Raw genomic sequence first — 20,084 nt, 5'->3', positions numbered from 1 at the left:
TTGTTGCAACGTGCCGAACCTGCCAAGCCATGGTTGCCCGCCTGGGTGCATGCCTTGAGACAGGCAGGGCGGCATCAATGCCCACCTCCAAATCCAGTCATGCCAGCAAGGCTGACAACCATGACCTCACAGACATGGCCACGTTGCAACAAATGTGGGAGCGGCCTTGCGTCGCGATGCGCTGCGCGGGCGGCGCTCGGTCTCATAGGCGCCACAAGTACCCTGACGAACACCTGGCAGCCCTGACGCATTCCAACGCCCCAACAAAAAGCCCCGGCTCATGCGAGCCGGGGCTTTTTGTGTCGCGACAGGGGTGGGGTAATCAGCCCTTGAACACGTCATCCACGCTGGTGAGCGGGTAGTGCTTCGGATACGGCAGGGTAGCCACACCGGATTCGATAGCGGCCTTGGCCACAGCGTCGGAAACAACAGTGATCAGGCGTGCGTCCAGCGGCTTCGGAATGATGTACTCACGACCGAACTCCAGGCCTTCGACACCGTAGGCTTCGCACACTTCCTTCGGCACTGGCAGCTTGGCCAGGTCTTTCAGGGCGATGGCGGCGGCGATCTTCATTTCTTCGTTGATACGCTTGGCACGAACGTCCAGAGCACCACGGAAGATGAACGGGAAGCCCAGTACGTTGTTGACCTGGTTCGGGTAGTCGGAACGACCGGTAGCCATGATCACGTCGCTGCGAGTGGCGTGCGCCAGCTCTGGCGAAATTTCCGGGTCCGGGTTCGAGCAGGCGAACACGATCGGGTTGGCAGCCATCGACTTCAGGCCTTCCGGGCTGAGCAGGTTCGGGCCGGACAGGCCTACGAACACGTCCGCACCGTCGAGTGCGTCAGCCAGGGTGCGCTTGTCGGTTGCGTGAGCGAACTGTGCCTTGTACTGGTTCAGGTCGTCACGGCCAGCGTGGATGACACCGCTGCGGTCGATCATGAAGATGTTTTCGACCTTGCCACCCATGCTCACCAGCAGCTTCATGCAGGAGATGGCGGCAGCACCGGCACCCAGGCAGACGATCTTGGCGTCTTCGAGCTTTTTGCCGGCGATTTCCAGGGCGTTGATCATGCCGGCCGCGGTAACGATGGCGGTACCGTGCTGGTCATCGTGGAACACCGGGATGTCGCACTGTTCAATCAGGGTGCGCTCGATTTCGAAGCACTCTGGCGCCTTGATGTCTTCAAGGTTGATGCCACCGAAGGTGATCGAGATGCGGCGGACAGTGTCGATGAACGCTTGTGGGCTTTCCGATTCGACTTCGATGTCGAACACGTCAATACCCGCGAAACGCTTGAACAGAACACCCTTGCCTTCCATGACCGGCTTGGAAGCCAGTGGGCCGAGGTCACCCAGACCGAGGATGGCGGTGCCATCGGAAATCACCGCAACCAGGTTACCTTTACCGGTGTATTTGTAAGCCAGCTCTGGATCACGGCCAATTTCACGCACGGGCTCAGCAACACCTGGGCTGTAGGCCAGGGCGAGATCACGGGCGGTGGCAGTGGGCTTGGAGAGTTCGACGCTCAGTTTCCCCGGACGAGGGTGAGCGTGATATTCGAGAGCGGCGGTTTTCAGGTCTGACATGGTGGGCATTCCGCTATTTACTGTTCTGACGGACCGCCGAGGATACGCAAAGAGCCGGGGAGTCACAAGACTGGTCGGTCACTTGTGTCAAGGCCTTTAGCCTACGACTTTACGCTATAACCCACGGGGGCATACGGCTCACAGTGTGTACAATCCAATAGCGAAATGTCTACATCTTTTAGCCTGAAAAACGCTCCAACATGCTCGGATCGGTCAATGGCAATACCCAGCGTCGCTGCCCAGGCTTGAGGCCGCCCTTGCGGGAACGATCCAGCACCCAGCCACGCGCTTCGACCTGGCGTCCCTCGAGATTATCGAAGAAGCTGGCGGGGAAGTTACGTTGCAGACGAGTGGGAACCTGTAGCACAACAGCCTCGTCCAGGGTCAACCAGACCCCGCCACGGTTGCGCTCGACACCCTTGATGCGGCCACTGACCACCGCGAAACCCGACTGCCTGACATCGGCTGCAGCCACCACAGGCGAGCGCCGCCACACACCATTGCCGGCCTTGCGCGCTGCTTGCTCGGCAACCTGCTGGCAGCCGCTGAGGCTTACATTGGGGGCAACTGCCACCCGGTAGCCCAAACCCTCGCTGAGCAACCGTGCTTCAATATTGTCCCCACTGATGCCGTAGATATGCGCCAGTGTGCGGCCATACTTGTCTTTTTCCTCAACGCCCGGTACCAGCCCGATGCGCCCGTCACTGGCGTTGACCAATGCTTGGAGGCGCCGCCTGGCAGCCTCGGCATAGGGCTCGCTGGTGCGCCCTTTGCGGCCAATTTCCGGAGCATTGATGCCGATCAGCCGCACGCTGCGGCCATCAACCAGGCGCAAGGTATCGCCATCCACTACCTGGCGCACAACCACTTGCTGCGCCTGCTGCGGCAGCGGGCAGAACGCCAGCGCCGGGAAATGCCAGATGACGCCCATAAAAAAAGCGCCCACAAGGGACGCTTTTTTGTGCAGCAATGCGAAACCCGAGGGGTTCGCCATGCGCATGATTACTTCTTGGCACCGAACATGCCGAAGCGATCGGCGAACTTCTGTACGCGACCACCGGTGTCCAGGACTTTCTGCTTACCGGTGTAGAACGGGTGGCACAGGTTGCAAACGTCGATCGACAGGGTGTTGCCCAGGGTCGAACGGCTTTCGAACTTGTTGCCGCAGCTGCAGGTGACTGCAACTACTTCATAGTTCGGGTGGATACCTTCTTTCATGGTCGCTTCCTCGAGCTGCGTGCCGCCATCCAACACCAATTGTTGAATACCGCACGTAATTAGGCGGCAAATAATACCAGAGCGCTGCGTCAGTGCAAGTTGTCGCTTGCACCGGCCGTCGTCTGCTAGGCTCGCCAGTCTTTGATACGCCCTCCGAGACCTTCCGCGTGCCCGACGTCATCCTGCGCCTTGCCCTGCCCTCCCCGCTGCGTCGCCTGTTCGACTACAAGGCACCCGCGAGCATGGCGCGCCAGGCCTTGACCCCGGGCATGCGCATTCGCGTGCCATTCGGCCGCCGCGAAATGATCGGCGTGCTGGTGGAGGTATGCGCGCAAAGCGAGGTGCCCGCCGACAAGCTCAAGCCGGCCAGCGCCCTGCTCGATCCGGTATCACCAATCCCGCCATCGCTGTTCAAGCTGTGCCTGTGGACCGCCCAGTACTACCAGCACAGCCTGGGCGACACCCTGAGCTGGGCCCTGCCGACATTATTGCGCCAGGGCGAGCCCGCCGAGATGCGCCAGGAGCGCTTCTGGCACGTCGCCCCCGGCGCCCGCCTGGAAGACCCGCGCATCGCCCGCGCGCCGCGCCAGCGCGACGCGCTCAAGACCCTGGCCCAGCACCCACACGGCGTGGCCCACAGCCTGCTGGCCAAGCTCAACCTGAACAAGGACAGCCTCGACCTGCTGTTGGCCAAGGAACTGGTACAAATTGAAGTACGCCGGCACCTGCCGGGGCTACGCCACGAACACTGGCTGGCGCAGCCGGAATTGCCGCTCAACGAGGAGCAACGCGACGCCTTTGATGCTGTGCGCGAAGGCTTTGGGGGCTTTGGCGCGTTCCTGCTGGCGGGCGTTACCGGTAGCGGCAAGACCGAGGTCTACCTGCAGCTGATTCGTGAAACCCTGGAAGCCGGCAAACAGGCGCTGGTGCTGATTCCGGAGATCAACCTCGGCCCACAGACCCTGGCGCGCTTCGAGCAACGCTTCAACGCCCGCATCGCCCTGCTGCATTCGGCAGTGAACGACCGCGAGCGCCTGGACGCCTGGCTGGCTGCCCGGGACGGCGAAGCCGACATCATCATCGGCACCCGCTCGGCATTGTTCACACCGATGAAAAACCCCGGCCTGATCATCATCGACGAGGAGCACGACGGCTCCTATAAACAGCAGGAAGGGCTGCGCTACCACGCCCGCGACCTGGCACTGGTGCGCGCCCACCAGGAAAACATCCCGATCCTGCTCGGCTCTGCCACGCCGTCGCTGGAAACCCTGCACAACGCCCTTACCGGCCGTTACCGCCTGCTGCGCATGAACCAGCGCGCTGGCGGAGCCCGCCCGCCGCGCATGTTGCGCCTGGATGTAAAGAGCCTGCCACTGGACAGCGGCATCAGCGGCCCGTTGCAACAAGCCATCCGCCAGACCCTGGAAGCAGGCCAGCAAGTGCTGGTGTTCCTCAACCGCCGCGGCTTCGCCCCTACCTTGCTGTGCCACGATTGTGGCTGGCTGTCCGAGTGCCCGCGCTGTGATGCACGCATGACCGTGCACCAGCGTTCTGGCGTGCTGCGCTGCCACCACTGCGGCTATGACGAACGCCTGCCGCACCAGTGCCCGCAGTGCAACCACGTGGACCTGCGCCCGGTCGGCGCAGGCACCGAGCGGGCCGAAGAGCGCCTGAAAGTGCTGTTTCCGGACTACCCGATCCTGCGGGTGGACCGCGACAGCACAGCGCGCAAAGACGCCATGCACAACCTGTTCACGACTATTCAGCGGGGCCAGCCGAGCATCCTTGTCGGTACGCAGATGCTTGCCAAGGGTCACCATTTCCCCCGGGTGACCCTGGTGGCCATCCTCGATGCCGATGGCGGGCTGTTCTCGGGTGATTTTCGCGCCAGTGAGCGCATGGCGCAGCTGATGGTGCAGGTGGCCGGCAGGGCCGGGCGGGCCGAAGAGCCAGGCAAGGTCATCATCCAGACCCACCTGGCCGACCACCCGCTGTTGGTGCAGCTTACCGAGCAGGGCTACTTCGCCTTTGCCGAACAGGCCCTGGACGAACGCCGCGCCGCCGGGCTGCCGCCCTACTCCCACCTGGCCCTGCTACGCGCCGAAGCGCACAAGCCGGGGCAGGCCGAAGGCTTTCTCGACGAAGCCTGCGCCGCCGCCGAGCGCCTGGTCGCCGAGCAACACCTGCCGGGCATCGAACTGCTGGGCCCGGTGCCGGCGCCCATGGAGCGCCGCGCCGGGCGCTTCCGCGCGCAACTGTTGATACAGGCCAATACCCGGGCGCCTTTGCATCGACTCATCAGCGCCTGGTTGCTAGTGTTGGAGCAGATGCCCAGCGGGCGCCAGGTACGTTGGTCGCTGGACGTCGACCCGGTCGACCTGTATTGACGTCTGGCGCTGCTTTGCAGCCCCAAAGGTTGGCAACCCGCTCCCGGCAACGGATAATGCCCAGTTTTTCCACCTGCGCATCCAGGCGCTCACCGCGCTTGCGGTCGAAAAGAGATCCCCATGAAAGACACCATTCGCCAGCTGATCCAGCAAGCCCTCACCCAACTCGTCACCGACGGTGTGCTGCCTGAAGGGCTGTCGCCGGCGATCCAGGTGGAAAACGCCCGGGACAAGACCCACGGCGACTTCGCCAGCAACATCGCCATGATGCTGGCCAAGCAGGCAGGCATGAAGCCACGCGACCTGGCCGAAAAACTGATCGCCGCCCTGCCGGCCAGCGCCGACATCAGCAAGGTGGAAATCGCTGGCCCCGGCTTCCTCAACTTCTTCCAGAACACCGACGCCTTGGCCAACCGCCTGGATGCTGCCCTGGCCGATGACCACCTGGGCGTGCGCAAGGCCGGCCCGAGCGAAAAGGTCGTCATCGACATGTCGGCGCCAAACCTGGCCAAAGAGATGCACGTCGGCCACCTGCGCTCGACCATCATCGGTGACAGCGTCGCACGCGTGCTGGAATTTTTGGGTGACAACGTCATTCGCCAGAACCACGTCGGCGACTGGGGTACCCAGTTCGGCATGCTGATGGCCTACCTGCAGGAAAACCCGATCACCAGTGACGAGCTGTCAGACCTGGAAAACTTCTACCGGGCGGCGAAGAAACGCTTCGACGAATCGGAAGAGTTCGCCAATCGCGCCCGTGGCCTGGTGGTCAAGCTGCAGGCCGGCGACCCCGAGTGCCTGGCCCTGTGGACACGCTTCAAGGACATTTCGCTGTCGCACTGCCAGAAGACCTACGAGCTGCTCAACGTCAAGCTGACCATGGCCGACGTGATGGGCGAAAGCGCGTACAACGACGACCTGGCCAACGTGGTAGCCGAGCTCAAGGCCAAGGGCCTGTTGGTCGAGGACCAAGGCGCCCAATGCGTGTTCCTCGAGGAATTCAAGAACAGCGAAGGCGAACCACTGCCGGTGATCGTGCAGAAAGCCGACGGCGGCTACCTGTACGCCACCACCGACCTGGCCGCCGTGCGCTACCGCAGCAACGTACTCCACGCTGACCGCGCCCTGTACTTTGTCGACCAGCGCCAGGCCCTGCATTTTAACCAGGTGTTCGAAGTCGCCCGCCGCGCAGGCTTTGTCGGCCACCCGATGCAGATGGAGCACATGGGCTTCGGCACCATGAACGGCGCCGACGGCCGCCCGTTCAAGACCCGCGACGGCGGCACCGTCAAGCTGATCGACCTGCTCACCGAGGCCAAGGAGCGTGCCTACGCGCTGGTCAAGGAAAAGAACCCGAGCCTGGCCGACGAAGATCTGCGCCACATCGGCGAAGTGGTGGGCATTGGCGCAGTGAAGTACGCCGACCTGTCCAAGCACCGCACCAGCGACTACAGCTTCAACTTCGAGCTGATGCTCAACTTCGAAGGCAACACCGCTCCATACCTGCTGTACGCCTACACCCGCGTAGCCGGCGTGTTCCGCAAGCTGGGCAAGGGCTTTGACGAAGTCGACGGCAAGATCGTGCTGCAGGCCCCCCACGAGCAGGACCTGGCTGCGCGCCTGGCCCAGTTTGGCGAAACCCTCAACAGCGTCGCCGAAAAAGGCACGCCGCATGTGCTGTGCAGCTACCTGTACGACCTGGCCGGCCTGTTCTCCAGCTTCTACGAGAACTGCCCGATCCTGGCCGCCGAAACCCCGGAACAACAGCAGAGCCGCCTGCGTCTGGCCGCCCTGACCGGCCGCACCCTCAAACAAGGTCTGGAACTGCTCGGCCTGGAAACCCTGGAGCGCATGTAAGTTGGCTGCCAAGAAAAAACCCGCCCCCAAACGCGGCGCCAGCCGCCAGACGGCGCCGGCCAAACAGCCGATCCCTGGTTGGGTATGGATGGCCGTCGGCCTCACCGTCGGCGCGTTTATCGTGTTCCTGATGAAGCTCGAGCCAGGCGGCGAAGACATCAAGCGCGCCAAGCCCGAGCAACAGAAGGTGGAGAAAGCGGCCGAAGCCAGCAAGCCTGCGCAGGCCACCCCACAGCAGCCCGTGAAGCCGAAGTATGACTTCTACACGCTGCTGCCAGAGTCCGAGGTGATCGTGCCACCGGAGGCCGTGCCCGAGAAGACACCACCGGTACCCGCCCAGCCGGTGACCCCGGTAACGCCGGCAGAAGCTGCGAAGATCGACACCGCGCGCGCGCAGGCGGCATTGCTGGGCCAGACCCCGCCACCGCCCCCGCCGGTGATCAAGCCGGCAGCGACCACCCAGTATTTCCTGCAGGCCGGCTCGTTCCGCAAGCAGGCCGATGCCGACAAGGTCCGCGCGCAGATCATCCTGCTGGGCCAGTCGGTGAAGGTGGAGTCGGGTACGGTCAAGGACGAGACCTGGTACCGCGTACTGGTCGGGCCCTTCAGCAACCGCGAGCAACTGACCGGCGCGCAGAAGCAACTGGCCGGGGCCGGGTTCACCAACCTGCTGCTGCAACAACGGCAGACCCGGCAGTAACCCAGCAACAAAAAAGGCCTTGCCGCTTCGGTGCGACAAGGCCTTTTTCATTACCCGCAAAGCATTTCAACGCAAGGCGTTGCGCTCGGACACCTGGCTGTTCAATGTCCAGAAGTCGTACAGCACCCCCACCAGGAACAAGCCGCCAGTAAAGAAGTAAATGATCGCGGTGATCCATTTGCCCTGGTACAGCCGGTGCAGGCCGAACACCCCAAGGAAGGTCAGCAGAACCCAGGCGATGTTGTAATCGATGCGACCAGACTGGAACCGCAGATCGGCTTCACGGTCCATGGACGGGATCAGAAACAGGTCGATCAGCCAACCGATGCCCAGCAGGCCGAATGTAAAGAACCAGAGGGTTCCGGTAATCGGCTTGCCGTAATAGAACCGATGCGACCCGGTGAAGCCGAAAATCCACAGCAGGTAACCGATGGTCTTGCTATGGGTGTCGTGAAAGGGCGCCCCCTGTTGATAACTGTTCATGCATAGCCCTCGTGGGTTATCCGAAAATTTTCTAAAAAAAAATGTGACTTTCTCGTTGCAGGCCGACGTACGGCACCTGGGCAATCGACCAACGGATCAAAGATTGATCAAAAAGCTGTTATAAAGTTGCGCGCCCAACACATAACTATTCATAAGAGCTTCATCTATGCCGCCTTTGATCAAGACATGGCTGACCCTCTGCCTATTATTGCCCCTGGCCGCCCACGCCACCAATCGTGAGCAACGTCTTCCTAATGGTTTCACCGGCTATACCTCCAATGCCTCGGTGAAACACGCGCCGGTCAAACAGACCTCCCTGCGCACGCGACCAGGCAATGCCGCCAGCAACCGCGGCTTGCCTGTCGCTGCCATGTCGCCGAAGCAGAGCAGCGATGTGCTTAGCCGTGCGGTGAATGTGCTCGGCACCCCTTATGTTTGGGGTGGCAGCAGCCCGAAAAAAGGCTTTGACTGCAGCGGGCTGGTTAAATACGCCTTCAACGATGTCGCTGACGTCGACCTGCCGCGCACCTCCAACGCCATGGCCCAGGGCCACGGCGTCAAGGTAGCCAAGGGTGACCTGAAGCCTGGTGACCTGATCTTCTTCAACATCAAGAGCCGCCGCGTAAACCATGTTGCCATCTACCTGGGCAACGACCGCTTCATCCACGCACCCCGGCGTGGCAAGCGGGTAAGCATCGACAACTTGAGCAAGCCGTACTGGCAGAAGCACTACGTAGTGGCCAAGCGGGTGCTGCCGAAGGAACAGCAGCAGCTGAACCTGGCCAAGCGCTAACAGCGCCCGGCCTCTTCGCGGGCACGCCCGCGAAGAGGCCTGAGCGTGCACTATCACCCTCTGATCAGTCCGCTCTCCTTAAGCCCCCGCATCGCCCCTTCCATCGTCCGCATCCCCTGCGACGCCCCGCCCTGCATCACCGAACATAACTGCGCCATTCGCCCCTCCCGAACCAGGTTGCGCACCGCCGGCGTCGCCACCAGCACTTCCCGCGCCGCCACCCGCCCACCGTCCACACGCCGGACCAGCGTCTGCACCACCACGAGGCGTAACGATTCGGCCAGCATTGCCCGCACCAACGGTTTTTCCTCGGCAGCAAATACCTCCACCAATCGGTCAATGCTGCTGGCCGCCGAGCGCGTATGCACGGTCGCCAGCACCAGGTGCCCGGTCTCGGCGGCGCGCAAGGCCAGGCGAACGGATTCCAGGTCCCGTAGCTCACCGATCATGATCACATCAGGGTCCTGGCGCAGCGCACTGCGCAGCCCCTGGGCGAACCCGCCGCTATGGCGGCCAATCTCACGCTGATTGATCAGGCTGCGCTGGCTGCTGTGGATAACTTCGACGGGGTCTTCGAGGGTGATGATATGCAGCGCCCGGTCGCGGTTCAGTTGGTCGAGCAAGGTCGCCAGGGTGCTGGACTTGCCACTGCCCGTAGGCCCACCTACCAGGACCAGGCCATCAGTGCACTGCGCAACAGCTTGATACACATCCCCTAGGTCGAGTTCACCGACCGTGGCGATCCGCCCCGGGATCAACCGGAAGGTAACCGCAGGGCCGTTCAACTGGCGAAACAGGTTCAGCCGAAAACGGCCCAGGGCGGGCAGCTGCAGCGCCAGGTCCAGCTCATCGCCCTCTGCCCATTGCCGCCGTTGGCGTTCAGCCAGCAAGGCCGCCATGCCGTCGGCCAGGTCTGCCGGCACCAACGGCGGCATGTCCAGGCGCTGCAAGTCGCCCTCAAGGCGCAGCATCGGGATCTGGCCCGCCGCCAGGTGCAGGTCCGAAGCCCCTGCATCCACAGCACGGGCCAACAGGTCGGTCACATCCATGAGACTCCCCAAAGGCCTTCAAGTAGGTAGAATGCCGCAGACCCTACAGCCGTCGGCATCCGTCCATGTCCACCCTAGCAGACAACCTTTCCGCTATTTCCGCCCGTATTGCCAGCGCTGCCCAGGCTGCCGGGCGCGATCCGGCCAGCGTCCAGTTGCTGGCCGTGAGCAAGACCAAGCCCGCCAGCGCCATTCGCGAAATCCACGCCGCTGGCGTGCGCGATGTCGGGGAAAATTACCTACAAGAAGCGCTGACAAAGCAGCAGGCGCTAAGCGACCTGCCCTTGATCTGGCACTTCATCGGCCCCATTCAGTCGAACAAGACCAAAGCCATCGCCGAGCATTTCGACTGGGTGCATTCCGTGGACCGCCTGAAAATTGCCCAACGCCTGTCCGAGCAGCGCCCTGCCGGCCTGGCGCCACTGAACCTCTGCCTGCAAGTGAACGTGAGCGGCGAAGACAGCAAGTCTGGCTGCGCCCCCGCTGACCTTCCGGCCCTGGCCCAGGCAGTGGCCGGGCTGCCCAACCTGCGCTTGCGTGGGCTGATGGCAATCCCCGAGCCCACCGACGACCGCGCCGCCCAAGAGGCAGCGTTCGCCCGCTTGCGCCAGCTGCAGGAAAGCCTGGGCCTTGGCCTGGACACGCTCTCCATGGGCATGAGCCACGACCTTGAAGCGGCTATTGCACAGGGTGCGACCTGGGTACGCATTGGTACCGCCCTGTTCGGCGCCCGCGACTACGGCCAACACTGACTCCATGCTTTACTCACTCTTCCCCACAAGGACCTGACATGAGCAAGACACGTATTGCCTTTATCGGCGCCGGCAACATGGCCGCCAGCCTGATCGGTGGTTTGCGTGCCCAGGGCCTGGACGCCTCGCAGATCCGCGCCAGCGACCCGGGCGTCGAGACCCGCACCCGTATCCAGGCCGAGCACGGCATCGAAACCTTCGAGCACAACGCCCAGGCCATCGACGGCGCTGACGTCATCGTGCTGGCGGTCAAGCCGCAGGTCATGAAAACCGTGTGCCAGGCCCTGCAACCCCACCTGCAGGATGGCCAGCTGATCGTTTCCATCGCCGCCGGCATCACCTGTGCCAGCCTGCAAAGCTGGGTGGGCGCTCGCCCGGTGGTGCGCTGCATGCCCAATACCCCAGCGCTGCTGCGCCAGGGCGTAAGCGGCCTGTACGCCACCGCTGAAGTGTCCGACGCGCAGCGCCAGCAGGCCGAACAGCTGCTGTCGGCCGTCGGCACTGCCCTGTGGCTGGAGCAGGAACAACAACTGGACGCTGTGACCGCTGTATCCGGCAGCGGCCCTGCGTATTTCTTCCTGCTGATTGAGGCCATGACGGCAGCGGGCGAAAAACTCGGCCTGCCACGTGAAACCGCCTCCCAGCTGACCTTGCAGACTGCCCTTGGTGCTGCCCGCATGGCGGTTGCAAGCGATGTCGATGCCGCCGAGCTGCGCCGCCGCGTCACCTCGCCCGCCGGCACCACCGAAGCGGCCATCAAGTCGTTCCAGGCCAGCGGCTTCGAAGCCATCGTCGAGCAGGCACTGCAGGCTGCGGCCACGCGCTCCGCCGAGCTGGCCGAACAACTGGGCAAATAAGGAGCTTTAGATGAATGCACTGTCTGGCGCCGCGATCTTCGTGGTGCAAACCCTGGTCAGCCTCTACCTGGTGATCGTCCTGCTGCGTTTTGTCCTGCAACTGGTCAAAGCCAACTTCTATAACCCGCTGTGCCAGTTCGCTGTGCGTGCCACGCAGCCGCTGCTCAAGCCGATCCGCCGGATCATCCCCAGCATCGGCGGGTTGGACACCTCGTCGCTGTTGCTGGCGATCGTCATCCAGGCGCTGCTGATGGGCTTTGTGCTGATGGTCACCTACGGCACCTTCGGTGACGTCCTGCACCTGCTGATGTGGGCGATCATTGGCATCACCTCGCTGTTCCTGAAAATTTTCTGGGTGGCGATGATTGTCATGGTGATCGTGTCCTGGGTTGCCCCCAACAGTCACAACCCGGCAGCGGAACTGGCCTACCAGATCAGCGAACCGGTGCTGGCACCGTTCCGCCGCATCGTGCCCAACCTGGGCGGCATGGACATCTCGCCGATCTTCGCCTTCCTGGCGATCCAGGTAATCCAGTCGTTCGTCATGCCCCCGCTGGCCGCCTACGCAGGCATGCCACAAGAACTGTGGCGCATGATCTGACCCTGGTTGCTTCCAGCGGCAAGCCTTTGCTTGCCGCTGGGGGTAGCGCTCTTTAGACTTACGCCTCCGTCAAGCGTGAGCAGGGTCGATGTCCACTGTCTTTCCCGAAGATTCCGTCGGTCTGGTAGTACCGCAAACCGCCCGGTTCGATGAACCGCTGGCACTGGCTTGTGGCCGCTCCCTGGCCAGTTACGAGCTGGTCTACGAGACCTATGGCACCCTGAACGCCAGCGCAAGCAACGCCGTGCTGATCTGCCATGCCCTGTCCGGCCACCACCATGCCGCTGGCTATCATGCCGCCACCGACCGCAAACCAGGCTGGTGGGACAGCTGCATTGGCCCTGGCAAACCGATCGACACCAACCGCTTCTTCGTCGTCAGCCTGAACAACCTTGGCGGCTGCAACGGCAGCACCGGCCCCAGCAGCGTCAACCCGGCCACCGGCAAGCCTTATGGCGCCGACTTCCCGGTACTGACCGTAGAGGACTGGGTGCACAGCCAGGTGCGCCTGGGCGAGCGCCTGGGCATCCAGCAATGGGCCGCTGTAGTCGGCGGCAGCCTGGGCGGCATGCAGGCACTGCAATGGACCATCAGCTACCCGGAGCGTGTGCGCCATTGCGTCGACATCGCCTCGGCCCCCAAGCTGTCGGCGCAGAACATCGCCTTCAACGAAGTGGCTCGCCAGGCGATCCTCACCGACCCCGAATTCCACGGCGGTTCGTTCCAGGACCAGGGCGTGATTCCCAAACGCGGCCTGATGCTGGCACGCATGGTCGGCCATATCACCTACCTGTCCGACGACTCGATGGGCGAAAAATTCGGCCGCGAGCTGAAGAGCGACAAGCTCAACTACGACTTCCACAGCGTCGAGTTCCAGGTCGAAAGCTACCTGCGCTACCAGGGCGAGGAGTTTTCCGGCCGTTTCGATGCCAACACCTACCTGCTGATGACCAAGGCGCTGGACTATTTCGACCCGGCCGCAGCCCAAGGCGGCGACCTGGCCGCTACCCTGGCCCACGTCAAAGCGGATTACTGCATCATGTCGTTCACCACCGACTGGCGCTTCTCGCCGGCCCGTTCGCGCGAGATCGTCGACGCCCTGATGGCTGCACGCAAGAACGTCTGCTACCTGGAGATCGACTCGCCTTACGGGCACGATGCCTTCCTGATCCCTACACCTCGCTATATGCAGGGCTTCTCGAACTACATGAACCGCATTGTCATCTGAGGACAGCATGAGAGCCGATCTGGAAATCATCCACGACTGGATCCCCGCCGGCAGCCGGGTACTTGACCTGGGCTGCGGCAGCGGCGAACTGCTGGCCTCGCTGCGTGACCGTAAACAGGTCACCGGCTATGGCCTGGAAATCGACGCCGACAACATCGCAGCCTGCGTGGCCAAAGGCGTCAACGTTATCGAGCAGGACCTGGACAAGGGCTTGGGCAACTTTGCCAGCAACAGCTTCGACGTCGTGATCATGACCCAGGCCCTGCAGGCCGTGGAGTACCCCGACCGCATCCTCGACGAGATGCTGCGCGTGGGCCGCCAGTGCATCATCACCTTCCCCAACTTCGGCCACTGGCGCTGCCGCTGGTACCTGGCGACCAAAGGCCGCATGCCAGTATCGGACTTCATGCCGTATACCTGGTACAACACGCCGAACATCCACTTCTGCACCTTCGCCGACTTCGAAGAACTCGTGCACGAACGCAGGGCCAAGGTACTTGACCGTCTGGCCGTCGATCACTTGCACCGCAACGGGTGGGGTGGCCGGCTATGGCCTAATCTTCTAGGTGAAATCGGCATCTATCGCGTCAGCAGCCCGGCCCTGCAAGAACATCAGCTCGCCGTCTGACGCCCACTGGAGGAATCGCACCATGCGTCGCCTAGCCCTGTTCCTGTTCAGCCTGTGCCTGGCATTGCCGGTACTGGCTGCCGATGCCGCCCGGCCCGAGCGCAAGGAAGTGTTTGGCGACGTGACGGTGCACTACAGCGCATTCACATCAAGCATGCTCACGCCCGAGGTGGCCGCAGCCACCGGCCTGGTGCGCAGCAAGAACCAGGGCGTGCTCAACATTGCCGTGCTCAAGGCCGGCAAGCCCGCCCCGGCGCTGGTCAGCGGCACAGTCAAGGACCTGACCGGGCGCAGCAGCCCGCTGTCATTCAAGCAGGTTACCGAACAGGGCGCGGTGTACTACATCGCTCAGTTCAAGATCGAACAGCCAGAAACCGTCACCTTCGACCTGAACATCGAAACCGGCGGCATCAGCAACTCCCTCAGTTTCAATCAGGAAGTTTTCCCAGGCGAATGATGAATTTCCAGCAACTCGTATTGGCCAGCCATAACGCCGGCAAACTCAAGGAACTCCAGGCCATGCTCGGCCAGTCCGTGCAGCTGCGCTCGATTGGTGAGTTCAGCCAGGTCGAGCCCGAAGAAACCGGCCTGTCGTTCGTCGAGAACGCCATCCTCAAGGCACGCAATGCCGCGCGTATTTCCGGCCTGCCCGCCTTGGCCGACGATTCCGGCCTGGCCGTGGACTTCCTCGGTGGGGCGCCGGGCATTTACTCGGCACGCTATGCCGACGGCAAGGGTGACGCGGCGAACAACGCCAAACTGCTCGAGGCCCTGAAAGACGTGCCCGAGGCCGAACGCGGCGCACAGTTCGTCTGCGTCCTGGCGCTGGTGCGCCATGCCGACGACCCGCTGCCGATCCTGTGCGAAGGCCTGTGGCACGGCAGCATCCTGTTCGAGGCCAGCGGTGAGCACGGCTTTGGCTATGACCCGCTGTTCTGGGTACCGGAGCGCAACTGCTCCAGCGCCGACCTGGCCCCTGTGGATAAAAACCAGCTCAGCCACCGCGCCCGTGCCATGGCCCTGCTGCGCCAACGTCTGGGCCTGGCATGATCGCAACGCTGTCTTCACCCGGCGCGGCGGGCTTTACCAGCCTGCCGCCGCTGGCGCTGTACATCCACATACCGTGGTGCGTGCGCAAATGCCCATATTGCGACTTCAACTCCCACGCTGCCGGGCCTGAACTGCCCGAAGACGCCTACGTCACAGCCCTGCTGGACGACCTGGACCAGGAGCAGGCCGCGGTACAGGGCCGCCCGATCAGCTCGATCTTCTTTGGTGGCGGTACGCCCAGCCTGTTCAGTGCCAACGCCTTGGGCCGGCTGCTACGCGGCGTGGAACAACGCATCCCGTTTGCCCCAGACATCGAAATCACGCTGGAGGCCAACCCGGGCACGTTCGAGCAGGACAAGTTCAAGGCCTACCGGCAAACCGGCATCAACCGCCTGTCCATCGGCGTACAGAGCTTCCAGGCCGCCAAGCTGGAGGCACTGGGGCGCATACACAATGGTGACGAAGCAGTCCGTGCCGCCGGCACGGCGCGTGCCGCGGGCTTCGACAACTTCAACATGGACCTGATGCATGGCCTGCCCGACCAATCACTGGATGACGCACTGGGCGACCTGCGACAGGCCATCGACCTTGGGCCGACGCACCTGTCTTGGTACCAGCTGACCGTGGAGCCGAACACGGTGTTCTGGAACCAGCCGCCAGAGCTGCCCGAAGACGACATCCTCTGGGACATCCAGGAAGCCGGCCAGGCATTGATGGCCAAGCACGGGTTCCGCCAGTACGAAGTCTCGGCCTACGCCCAGGCGGGCCGTGCTGCGCAACACAACCTCAACTACTGGCGTTTCGGCGACTTCATAGGTATTGGTGCCGGTGCCCACGGCAAACTGACCTTCGCCGACGGGCGCATCCTGCGCACCTGGAAAACCCGCCTGCCCAAGGACTACCTAAACCTGGCCAAACCGTTCAAGGCCGGCGAGAAGCTGCTGCCGGTCGACGAGCTGCCGTTCGAATTCCTGATGAACGCCCTGCGGCTTACCGATGGCGTGGAGGCCGAACTGTTCACCCAGCGCACGGGATTGCCGCTGGCACAGCTGCGCGAGGCACGCCGCGCCGCCGAACAAAAGGGCCTTTTACAGGTCGAACCGGATCGACTGGCAGCCACGCCAAGGGGCCAGTTGTTTCTCAATGACCTGCTGCAGTATTTCTTGACCTAAGGATGACCCATGGATCTGGTACTTGATCTGCTCGCGACGGTTTCCCGCTGGAGCCGCAGCAACCTGTCGGAGATTTCACTGGCCTTGGTAGGCTGCCTGCTGGTGCTGTTCGGCACCGATGTCAAAGCCTGGGCCGAGCAACGCCTGGGTGGGCTGGCGGGCGCACTGCGGGTGCCGTTCATGGCGCTGATGGTGGTGGTCGGCAGCGGTGCAGCGCTAATCTATGCCACGCCGTGGGTAGTGAAGGGGTTGGGCCAGTTCAACAACTACGCGCTGGCGCCGGTGTTGCTGGTGGTGCTGGTGTTGATTGGCGTGGTGGCTGATCGCAGGGGTTGATTCCATCTACAAAGGCCCTTGCAAGGGCCACTGCCTTGCTCAAAATCTTGACGGTTGCGTAATTTCTGTGGGGATGTTTGAGGTGAAGTCTCAGAGCCAAGGATACTCAGTCCTGTCGCTCACAAAAAAACCGCCTTTCTCAAGGCGGTTTTTTTCGCCCGCATTTCTGCAAGCACCAGCACATCGAAAGGCCAGATCAGCCGATCAATCCGCCTTCTCGAACTTCAAGTCCCACACCCCATGCCCCAGCCGCTCGCCGCGGCGTTCGAACTTGGTGATCGGGCGCTCTTCCGGCCGTGGCACGTAGGTGCCATCGACCGCACGGTTGCGATAGCCCGGGGCGGCGCTCATCACTTCCAGCATGTACTCGGCATACGGTTCCCAGTCGGTGGCCATGTGGAACACGCCACCGGGCTTGAGTTTGCGACGTACCAGCTCGGCAAATTCCAGCTGGACGATGCGGCGCTTGTGGTGGCGCGCCTTGTGCCAAGGGTCGGGGAAGAACAGCATCAGGCGGTCGAGGCTGTTGTCGGCCACACAGCGGTTCAGCACTTCGATGGCATCGCAGTCGTACACACGCAGGTTCTTAAGCCCCTGGGTCAGTACGCCGTTGAGCAGCGCGCCTACACCCGGGCGGTGCACTTCCACACCGATGAAGTCCTGCTCAGGTGCGGCAGCAGCCATTTCCAGCAAGGAATGGCCCATGCCGAAGCCGATCTCCAGGGTGCGCGGCGCCGACCGGCCGAATACCTGGTCATAGTCCACCGGGCTGTCGGCCAGCGGCAGGATGTACAGCGGGCCGCCCTGATCCAGGCCGCGTTGCTGGCCTTCGGTCATGCGCCCGGCGCGCATCACGAAGCTCTTGATGCGGCGGTGTGGGCGGGCTTCGCCGTCGGGAGTGATCGGCGTATCGTGCGATTCAGTCATCAGGAGCTCTTACTTGATCAGACCATCCAGCGGCGAAGAGGCGCTGGCATAGAGTTTCTTCGGCATACGGCCGGCCAGGTAGGCCATACGACCGGCGACAATGGCGTGCTTCATGGCTTCGGCCATCAGCACCGGCTGCTGGGCGTGGGCGATGGCCGAGTTCATCAGCACCGCCTCGCAACCCATTTCCATGGCGATGGTGGCGTCGGAAGCAGTACCTACGCCGGCATCGACCAGCACCGGCACCTTGGACTCTTCCAGAATGATCTGCAGGTTGTAGGGGTTGCAGATACCCAGGCCAGTGCCAATCAGGCCAGCCAGCGGCATGACCGCGATGCAGCCGGCTTCAGCCAGCTGGCGGGCGATGATCGGGTCGTCGCTGGTGTACACCATCACGTCGAAACCTTCCTTGACCAGCACTTCGGCGGCCTTGAGGGTTTCGATCACATTGGGGAACAGGGTTTTCTGGTCGGCCAGCACTTCCAGCTTTACCAGCGTCCGGGACTCGTGCGATTTGCGCCCGTCGAGCAGTTCGCGGGCCAGACGGCAGGTACGTACCGCTTCTACCGCGTCAAAGCAGCCTGCAGTGTTCGGCAGGATGGTGTACTTGTCGGGCGACAGTACGTCGAGCAGGTTCGGCTCGCCCGCATTCTGACCAAGGTTGGTGCGGCGCACGGCGACGGTGACGATTTCGGCACCCGAGGCCTCGGTGGCCAGGCGGGTTTCTTCCATGTCACGGTACTTGCCGGTACCGACCAGCAGGCGCGACTGAAAAGTACGCCCGGCCAGGGTGAAGGGCTTGTCGCTACGAACGTTGCTCATCGTTGTTCCTCGGGAAAAGGTTGCTGGGCTTGCTTGTAAACCGCCGGGCTGCTGTCAGCCGCCACCGATGGCGTGGACCACTTCGACCTGGTCGCCGTCGTTCAGCAGCGTGCTGTCGTGCTGGCTACGCGGCACGATATCCAGGTTCAGTTCCACTGCCACACGGCGCCCGGCCAGCTCCAGGCGCGTCAGCAGGGCTGCAACGCTTTCGCCAGCAGGCAGTTCGTAAGGTTCACCGTTCAGTTGAATGCGCATGCGCACGGCCACCATTGTTCTTTGGGGCCCGCATTCTAGCGCCGAACCGGCCTGCAACCCAAGGCCGGTGCACGCCATTAGTCGCGATTGTGGACCACTCGGTCAGCCCAGTCGCCAAGCTGCCAGGCCCAGGCACAGCCAGCCGGCCAGGAAGCACAGGCCGCCAATCGGGGTGATCATGCCCAGCTTGCCCACCCCGCTGAGGGTCAGCAGGTACAGGCTGCCGGAAAACAGCACTATCCCTAGCGCAAACAGGCCGCCAGCCCAGCCAACCAGGCGCCCGGGCAGGTGCGCCGAGAGCACGGCGACACCGAAGATCGCCAGGGCATGCACCAGCTGGTAGGTCACGCCAGTGTGGAAGATCGCCAGGTAGTCTGCCGTCAGCCGGCTTTTCAGGCCATGGGCGGCGAAGGCACCCAGGGCGACCCCGGTAAAGCCGAAAAAGGCGGCAAGCATCAGGAAGCTGCGAAGCATGGGACGACTCCTTGTATCGGGTCTGTATAATGGCCCCTTCCACCCGTACGGCCAAGCCATCGCCATGCTGCCAACCTTTATCCGTCGCCTCTTCCGCGCCCTGCTCTGGTTCGCTGCCGGCAGCGTCGTGCTGGTACTGGTGTTCCGCTGGGTGCCACCGCCCGGCACGGCGCTGATGGTCGAGCGAAAGGTCCAGTCCTGGGTTAATGGCGAGCCGATCGACCTGCAGCGCGACTGGGAGCCGTGGGAGAACATCTCCGATGAGCTCAAGGTCGCGGTCATTGCTGGCGAGGACCAAAAATTCGCCACTCACTGGGGGTTCGACATCCCGGCCATCCAGGCGGCGCTGGCCTACAACGAGCGTGGCGGCAATGTGCGCGGGGCCAGCACCCTGACCCAGCAAGTGGCCAAGAACCTGTTCCTGTGGTCCGGGCGCAGTTGGTTCCGTAAAGGGCTAGAGGCCTGGTTCACCGCGCTGATTGAGCTGTTCTGGTCGAAAGAGCGCATTCTCGAGGTTTACCTGAACAGTGCCGAATGGGGCAAGGGCGTGTTTGGTGCGCAGGCGGCGGCGCGCTATCACTTTGGTGTCGATGCCAGCCGGCTCAGCCGCCAGCAGGCCGCACAACTGGCTGCGGTGCTGCCAAGCCCGATCAAGTGGAGTGCCAGCAGGCCAAGTACCTACGTGGCCAGCCGGGCTGGCTGGATTCGCCGGCAAATGAGCCAGTTGGGCGGGCCCGGTTACCTGATGCAGCTGGATACATCGCGCAAGCTTTGAGTTTTGCGGTGATGCGCAAATCGAGCGCCGCCCGCGCGGCGCTCGATCTCACGGGCGTCACAACATTCACGCCGAGCACAAAAAAGCCGCTCGCCCCATCGGGGCCAGCGGCTTTCTCTACAACCAAGG

23 protein-coding genes are annotated in these 20,084 nt (G+C 63.0%); 14 read left to right on the top strand and 9 right to left on the bottom strand.

Features of this window, described 5'->3' with window-relative positions; translation table 11 throughout:
* Positions 1–322: 322 nt before the first annotated feature.
* The 3 genes from ACK1VC_RS00290 to rpmE form a co-directional block, all read right to left on the bottom strand.
* Complete coding sequence (locus tag ACK1VC_RS00290; RefSeq protein ID WP_024717569.1) at positions 323–1,591, bottom strand: malic enzyme-like NAD(P)-binding protein; 1,269 nt, start codon at positions 1,589–1,591, stop codon at positions 323–325.
* A 178-nt stretch (positions 1,592–1,769) separates the two neighbouring features.
* A complete protein-coding gene (locus ACK1VC_RS00285) occupies positions 1,770–2,591 on the bottom strand; it encodes a thermonuclease family protein (protein ID WP_191087071.1) in 822 nt (273 codons plus the stop codon).
* A gap of 2 nt (positions 2,592–2,593) precedes the next feature.
* A complete protein-coding gene (gene rpmE / locus ACK1VC_RS00280) occupies positions 2,594–2,809 on the bottom strand; it encodes a 50S ribosomal protein L31 (RefSeq protein ID WP_016489630.1) in 216 nt (71 codons plus the stop codon).
* A gap of 167 nt (positions 2,810–2,976) precedes the next feature.
* On the opposite strand from rpmE, the gene ACK1VC_RS00275 reads away from it, so the two are divergent.
* The 3 genes from ACK1VC_RS00275 (at position 2,977) to ACK1VC_RS00265 (ending at position 7,753) form a co-directional block, all read left to right on the top strand.
* A complete protein-coding gene (locus ACK1VC_RS00275) occupies positions 2,977–5,196 on the top strand; it encodes a primosomal protein N' (protein WP_016489631.1) in 2,220 nt (739 codons plus the stop codon).
* A gap of 120 nt (positions 5,197–5,316) precedes the next feature.
* Positions 5,317–7,053, top strand: a complete 1,737-nt coding sequence (gene argS, locus ACK1VC_RS00270; RefSeq protein ID WP_016489632.1) for an arginine--tRNA ligase — start codon at positions 5,317–5,319, stop codon at positions 7,051–7,053.
* Position 7,054: 1 nt separating this feature from the next.
* Positions 7,055–7,753 (top strand): SPOR domain-containing protein, encoded by a 699-nt coding sequence (locus ACK1VC_RS00265; RefSeq protein ID WP_016489633.1) that lies wholly within the window; start codon positions 7,055–7,057, stop codon positions 7,751–7,753.
* 66 nt (positions 7,754–7,819) lie between these two features.
* Here the strand turns inward: ACK1VC_RS00265 and ACK1VC_RS00260 are convergent, their stop codons facing one another.
* Positions 7,820–8,236 carry an NINE protein gene (locus ACK1VC_RS00260; RefSeq protein ID WP_016489634.1) on the bottom strand — a complete coding sequence of 139 codons (417 nt, stop codon included), beginning with the start codon at positions 8,234–8,236 and terminating at the stop codon, positions 7,820–7,822.
* Between the two features lie 166 nt (positions 8,237–8,402).
* On the opposite strand from ACK1VC_RS00260, the gene ACK1VC_RS00255 reads away from it, so the two are divergent.
* Positions 8,403–9,029 (top strand): C40 family peptidase, encoded by a 627-nt coding sequence (locus ACK1VC_RS00255; RefSeq protein ID WP_016489635.1) that lies wholly within the window; start codon positions 8,403–8,405, stop codon positions 9,027–9,029.
* A 53-nt stretch (positions 9,030–9,082) separates the two neighbouring features.
* On the opposite strand, the gene ACK1VC_RS00250 is transcribed toward ACK1VC_RS00255, so the two are convergent.
* Positions 9,083–10,078: a type IV pilus twitching motility protein PilT gene (locus ACK1VC_RS00250; RefSeq protein WP_060516924.1), complete on the bottom strand. Its 996-nt coding sequence runs from the start codon at positions 10,076–10,078 to the stop codon at positions 9,083–9,085.
* 65 nt (positions 10,079–10,143) lie between these two features.
* Between ACK1VC_RS00250 and ACK1VC_RS00245 the strand changes: the two genes are divergently transcribed.
* From ACK1VC_RS00245 to ACK1VC_RS00205, 9 genes are all read left to right on the top strand, one after another.
* Complete coding sequence (locus ACK1VC_RS00245) at positions 10,144–10,830, top strand: YggS family pyridoxal phosphate-dependent enzyme (RefSeq protein WP_016489637.1); 687 nt, start codon at positions 10,144–10,146, stop codon at positions 10,828–10,830.
* Positions 10,831–10,868: 38 nt separating this feature from the next.
* Complete coding sequence (gene proC, locus ACK1VC_RS00240; RefSeq protein ID WP_016489638.1) at positions 10,869–11,687, top strand: pyrroline-5-carboxylate reductase; 819 nt, start codon at positions 10,869–10,871, stop codon at positions 11,685–11,687.
* Positions 11,688–11,697: 10 nt separating this feature from the next.
* Positions 11,698–12,288: a YggT family protein gene (locus ACK1VC_RS00235; protein ID WP_016489639.1), complete on the top strand. Its 591-nt coding sequence runs from the start codon at positions 11,698–11,700 to the stop codon at positions 12,286–12,288.
* An 88-nt stretch (positions 12,289–12,376) separates the two neighbouring features.
* Complete coding sequence (gene metX / locus ACK1VC_RS00230; protein WP_016489640.1) at positions 12,377–13,516, top strand: homoserine O-succinyltransferase MetX; 1,140 nt, start codon at positions 12,377–12,379, stop codon at positions 13,514–13,516.
* A gap of 7 nt (positions 13,517–13,523) precedes the next feature.
* The gene (gene metW / locus ACK1VC_RS00225; protein WP_016489641.1) at positions 13,524–14,144 is read left to right on the top strand and encodes a methionine biosynthesis protein MetW; all 621 of its coding nucleotides are present in this window, start codon (positions 13,524–13,526) and stop codon (positions 14,142–14,144) included.
* Between the two features lie 22 nt (positions 14,145–14,166).
* The gene (locus tag ACK1VC_RS00220; RefSeq protein WP_016489642.1) at positions 14,167–14,601 is read left to right on the top strand and encodes a DUF4426 domain-containing protein; all 435 of its coding nucleotides are present in this window, start codon (positions 14,167–14,169) and stop codon (positions 14,599–14,601) included.
* The gene (gene rdgB / locus ACK1VC_RS00215; RefSeq protein WP_019097207.1) at positions 14,598–15,194 is read left to right on the top strand and encodes an RdgB/HAM1 family non-canonical purine NTP pyrophosphatase; all 597 of its coding nucleotides are present in this window, start codon (positions 14,598–14,600) and stop codon (positions 15,192–15,194) included. The genes ACK1VC_RS00220 and rdgB overlap by 4 nt, the downstream gene beginning before the upstream one ends.
* Complete coding sequence (gene hemW / locus ACK1VC_RS00210) at positions 15,191–16,366, top strand: radical SAM family heme chaperone HemW (protein ID WP_191087073.1); 1,176 nt, start codon at positions 15,191–15,193, stop codon at positions 16,364–16,366. Before rdgB ends, hemW begins: the two co-directional genes overlap by 4 nt.
* Positions 16,367–16,375: 9 nt before the next feature.
* Positions 16,376–16,702 (top strand): DUF3392 family protein, encoded by a 327-nt coding sequence (locus tag ACK1VC_RS00205; RefSeq protein WP_016489645.1) that lies wholly within the window; start codon positions 16,376–16,378, stop codon positions 16,700–16,702.
* A gap of 204 nt (positions 16,703–16,906) precedes the next feature.
* On the opposite strand, the gene trmB is transcribed toward ACK1VC_RS00205, so the two are convergent.
* From trmB to ACK1VC_RS00185, 4 genes are all read right to left on the bottom strand, one after another.
* A complete protein-coding gene (gene trmB, locus ACK1VC_RS00200) occupies positions 16,907–17,629 on the bottom strand; it encodes a tRNA (guanosine(46)-N7)-methyltransferase TrmB (protein WP_191087074.1) in 723 nt (240 codons plus the stop codon).
* 9 nt (positions 17,630–17,638) lie between these two features.
* Complete coding sequence (locus tag ACK1VC_RS00195) at positions 17,639–18,451, bottom strand: thiazole synthase (protein ID WP_016489647.1); 813 nt, start codon at positions 18,449–18,451, stop codon at positions 17,639–17,641.
* 54 nt (positions 18,452–18,505) lie between these two features.
* On the bottom strand, positions 18,506–18,706 hold the full coding sequence (gene thiS, locus ACK1VC_RS00190) for a sulfur carrier protein ThiS (RefSeq protein ID WP_012274654.1): 201 nt from the start codon (positions 18,704–18,706) through the stop codon (positions 18,506–18,508).
* A 102-nt stretch (positions 18,707–18,808) separates the two neighbouring features.
* The gene (locus tag ACK1VC_RS00185; RefSeq protein ID WP_016489649.1) at positions 18,809–19,180 is read right to left on the bottom strand and encodes a DUF423 domain-containing protein; all 372 of its coding nucleotides are present in this window, start codon (positions 19,178–19,180) and stop codon (positions 18,809–18,811) included.
* 64 nt (positions 19,181–19,244) lie between these two features.
* On the opposite strand from ACK1VC_RS00185, the gene mtgA reads away from it, so the two are divergent.
* Positions 19,245–19,955 (top strand): monofunctional biosynthetic peptidoglycan transglycosylase, encoded by a 711-nt coding sequence (gene mtgA / locus ACK1VC_RS00180; RefSeq protein WP_024717568.1) that lies wholly within the window; start codon positions 19,245–19,247, stop codon positions 19,953–19,955.
* Positions 19,956–20,084 lie beyond the last annotated feature (129 nt).

The sequence above is a fragment of the Pseudomonas sp. XP2 genome (assembly GCF_053557975.1).
Note: the sequence above shows the minus strand (reverse complement) of the source record. Positions and strands in the feature narration are given on the sequence as shown.

Excerpts from the sequence above, each read along its gene's own strand:
- rdgB (WP_019097207.1), top strand. The coding sequence starts at position 14,598 with ATGATGAATTTCCAGCAACTCGTATTGGCCAGCCATAACGCCGGCAAA.
- argS (WP_016489632.1), top strand. The coding sequence starts at position 5,317 with ATGAAAGACACCATTCGCCAGCTGATCCAGCAAGCCCTCACCCAACTC.
- ACK1VC_RS00260 (WP_016489634.1), bottom strand. The coding sequence starts at position 8,236 with ATGAACAGTTATCAACAGGGGGCGCCCTTTCACGACACCCATAGCAAG.
- ACK1VC_RS00250 (WP_060516924.1), bottom strand. The coding sequence starts at position 10,078 with ATGGATGTGACCGACCTGTTGGCCCGTGCTGTGGATGCAGGGGCTTCG.
- hemW (WP_191087073.1), top strand. The coding sequence starts at position 15,191 with ATGATCGCAACGCTGTCTTCACCCGGCGCGGCGGGCTTTACCAGCCTG.
- metX (WP_016489640.1), top strand. The coding sequence starts at position 12,377 with ATGTCCACTGTCTTTCCCGAAGATTCCGTCGGTCTGGTAGTACCGCAA.
- proC (WP_016489638.1), top strand. The coding sequence starts at position 10,869 with ATGAGCAAGACACGTATTGCCTTTATCGGCGCCGGCAACATGGCCGCC.
- ACK1VC_RS00245 (WP_016489637.1), top strand. The coding sequence starts at position 10,144 with ATGTCCACCCTAGCAGACAACCTTTCCGCTATTTCCGCCCGTATTGCC.
- rpmE (WP_016489630.1), bottom strand. The coding sequence starts at position 2,809 with ATGAAAGAAGGTATCCACCCGAACTATGAAGTAGTTGCAGTCACCTGC.
- ACK1VC_RS00255 (WP_016489635.1), top strand. The coding sequence starts at position 8,403 with ATGCCGCCTTTGATCAAGACATGGCTGACCCTCTGCCTATTATTGCCC.
- ACK1VC_RS00205 (WP_016489645.1), top strand. The coding sequence starts at position 16,376 with ATGGATCTGGTACTTGATCTGCTCGCGACGGTTTCCCGCTGGAGCCGC.
- ACK1VC_RS00235 (WP_016489639.1), top strand. The coding sequence starts at position 11,698 with ATGAATGCACTGTCTGGCGCCGCGATCTTCGTGGTGCAAACCCTGGTC.
- ACK1VC_RS00220 (WP_016489642.1), top strand. The coding sequence starts at position 14,167 with ATGCGTCGCCTAGCCCTGTTCCTGTTCAGCCTGTGCCTGGCATTGCCG.
- trmB (WP_191087074.1), bottom strand. The coding sequence starts at position 17,629 with ATGACTGAATCGCACGATACGCCGATCACTCCCGACGGCGAAGCCCGC.
- metW (WP_016489641.1), top strand. The coding sequence starts at position 13,524 with ATGAGAGCCGATCTGGAAATCATCCACGACTGGATCCCCGCCGGCAGC.
- thiS (WP_012274654.1), bottom strand. The coding sequence starts at position 18,706 with ATGCGCATTCAACTGAACGGTGAACCTTACGAACTGCCTGCTGGCGAA.
- ACK1VC_RS00195 (WP_016489647.1), bottom strand. The coding sequence starts at position 18,451 with ATGAGCAACGTTCGTAGCGACAAGCCCTTCACCCTGGCCGGGCGTACT.
- ACK1VC_RS00290 (WP_024717569.1), bottom strand. The coding sequence starts at position 1,591 with ATGTCAGACCTGAAAACCGCCGCTCTCGAATATCACGCTCACCCTCGT.
- ACK1VC_RS00285 (WP_191087071.1), bottom strand. The coding sequence starts at position 2,591 with ATGCGCATGGCGAACCCCTCGGGTTTCGCATTGCTGCACAAAAAAGCG.
- ACK1VC_RS00185 (WP_016489649.1), bottom strand. The coding sequence starts at position 19,180 with ATGCTTCGCAGCTTCCTGATGCTTGCCGCCTTTTTCGGCTTTACCGGG.
- mtgA (WP_024717568.1), top strand. The coding sequence starts at position 19,245 with ATGCTGCCAACCTTTATCCGTCGCCTCTTCCGCGCCCTGCTCTGGTTC.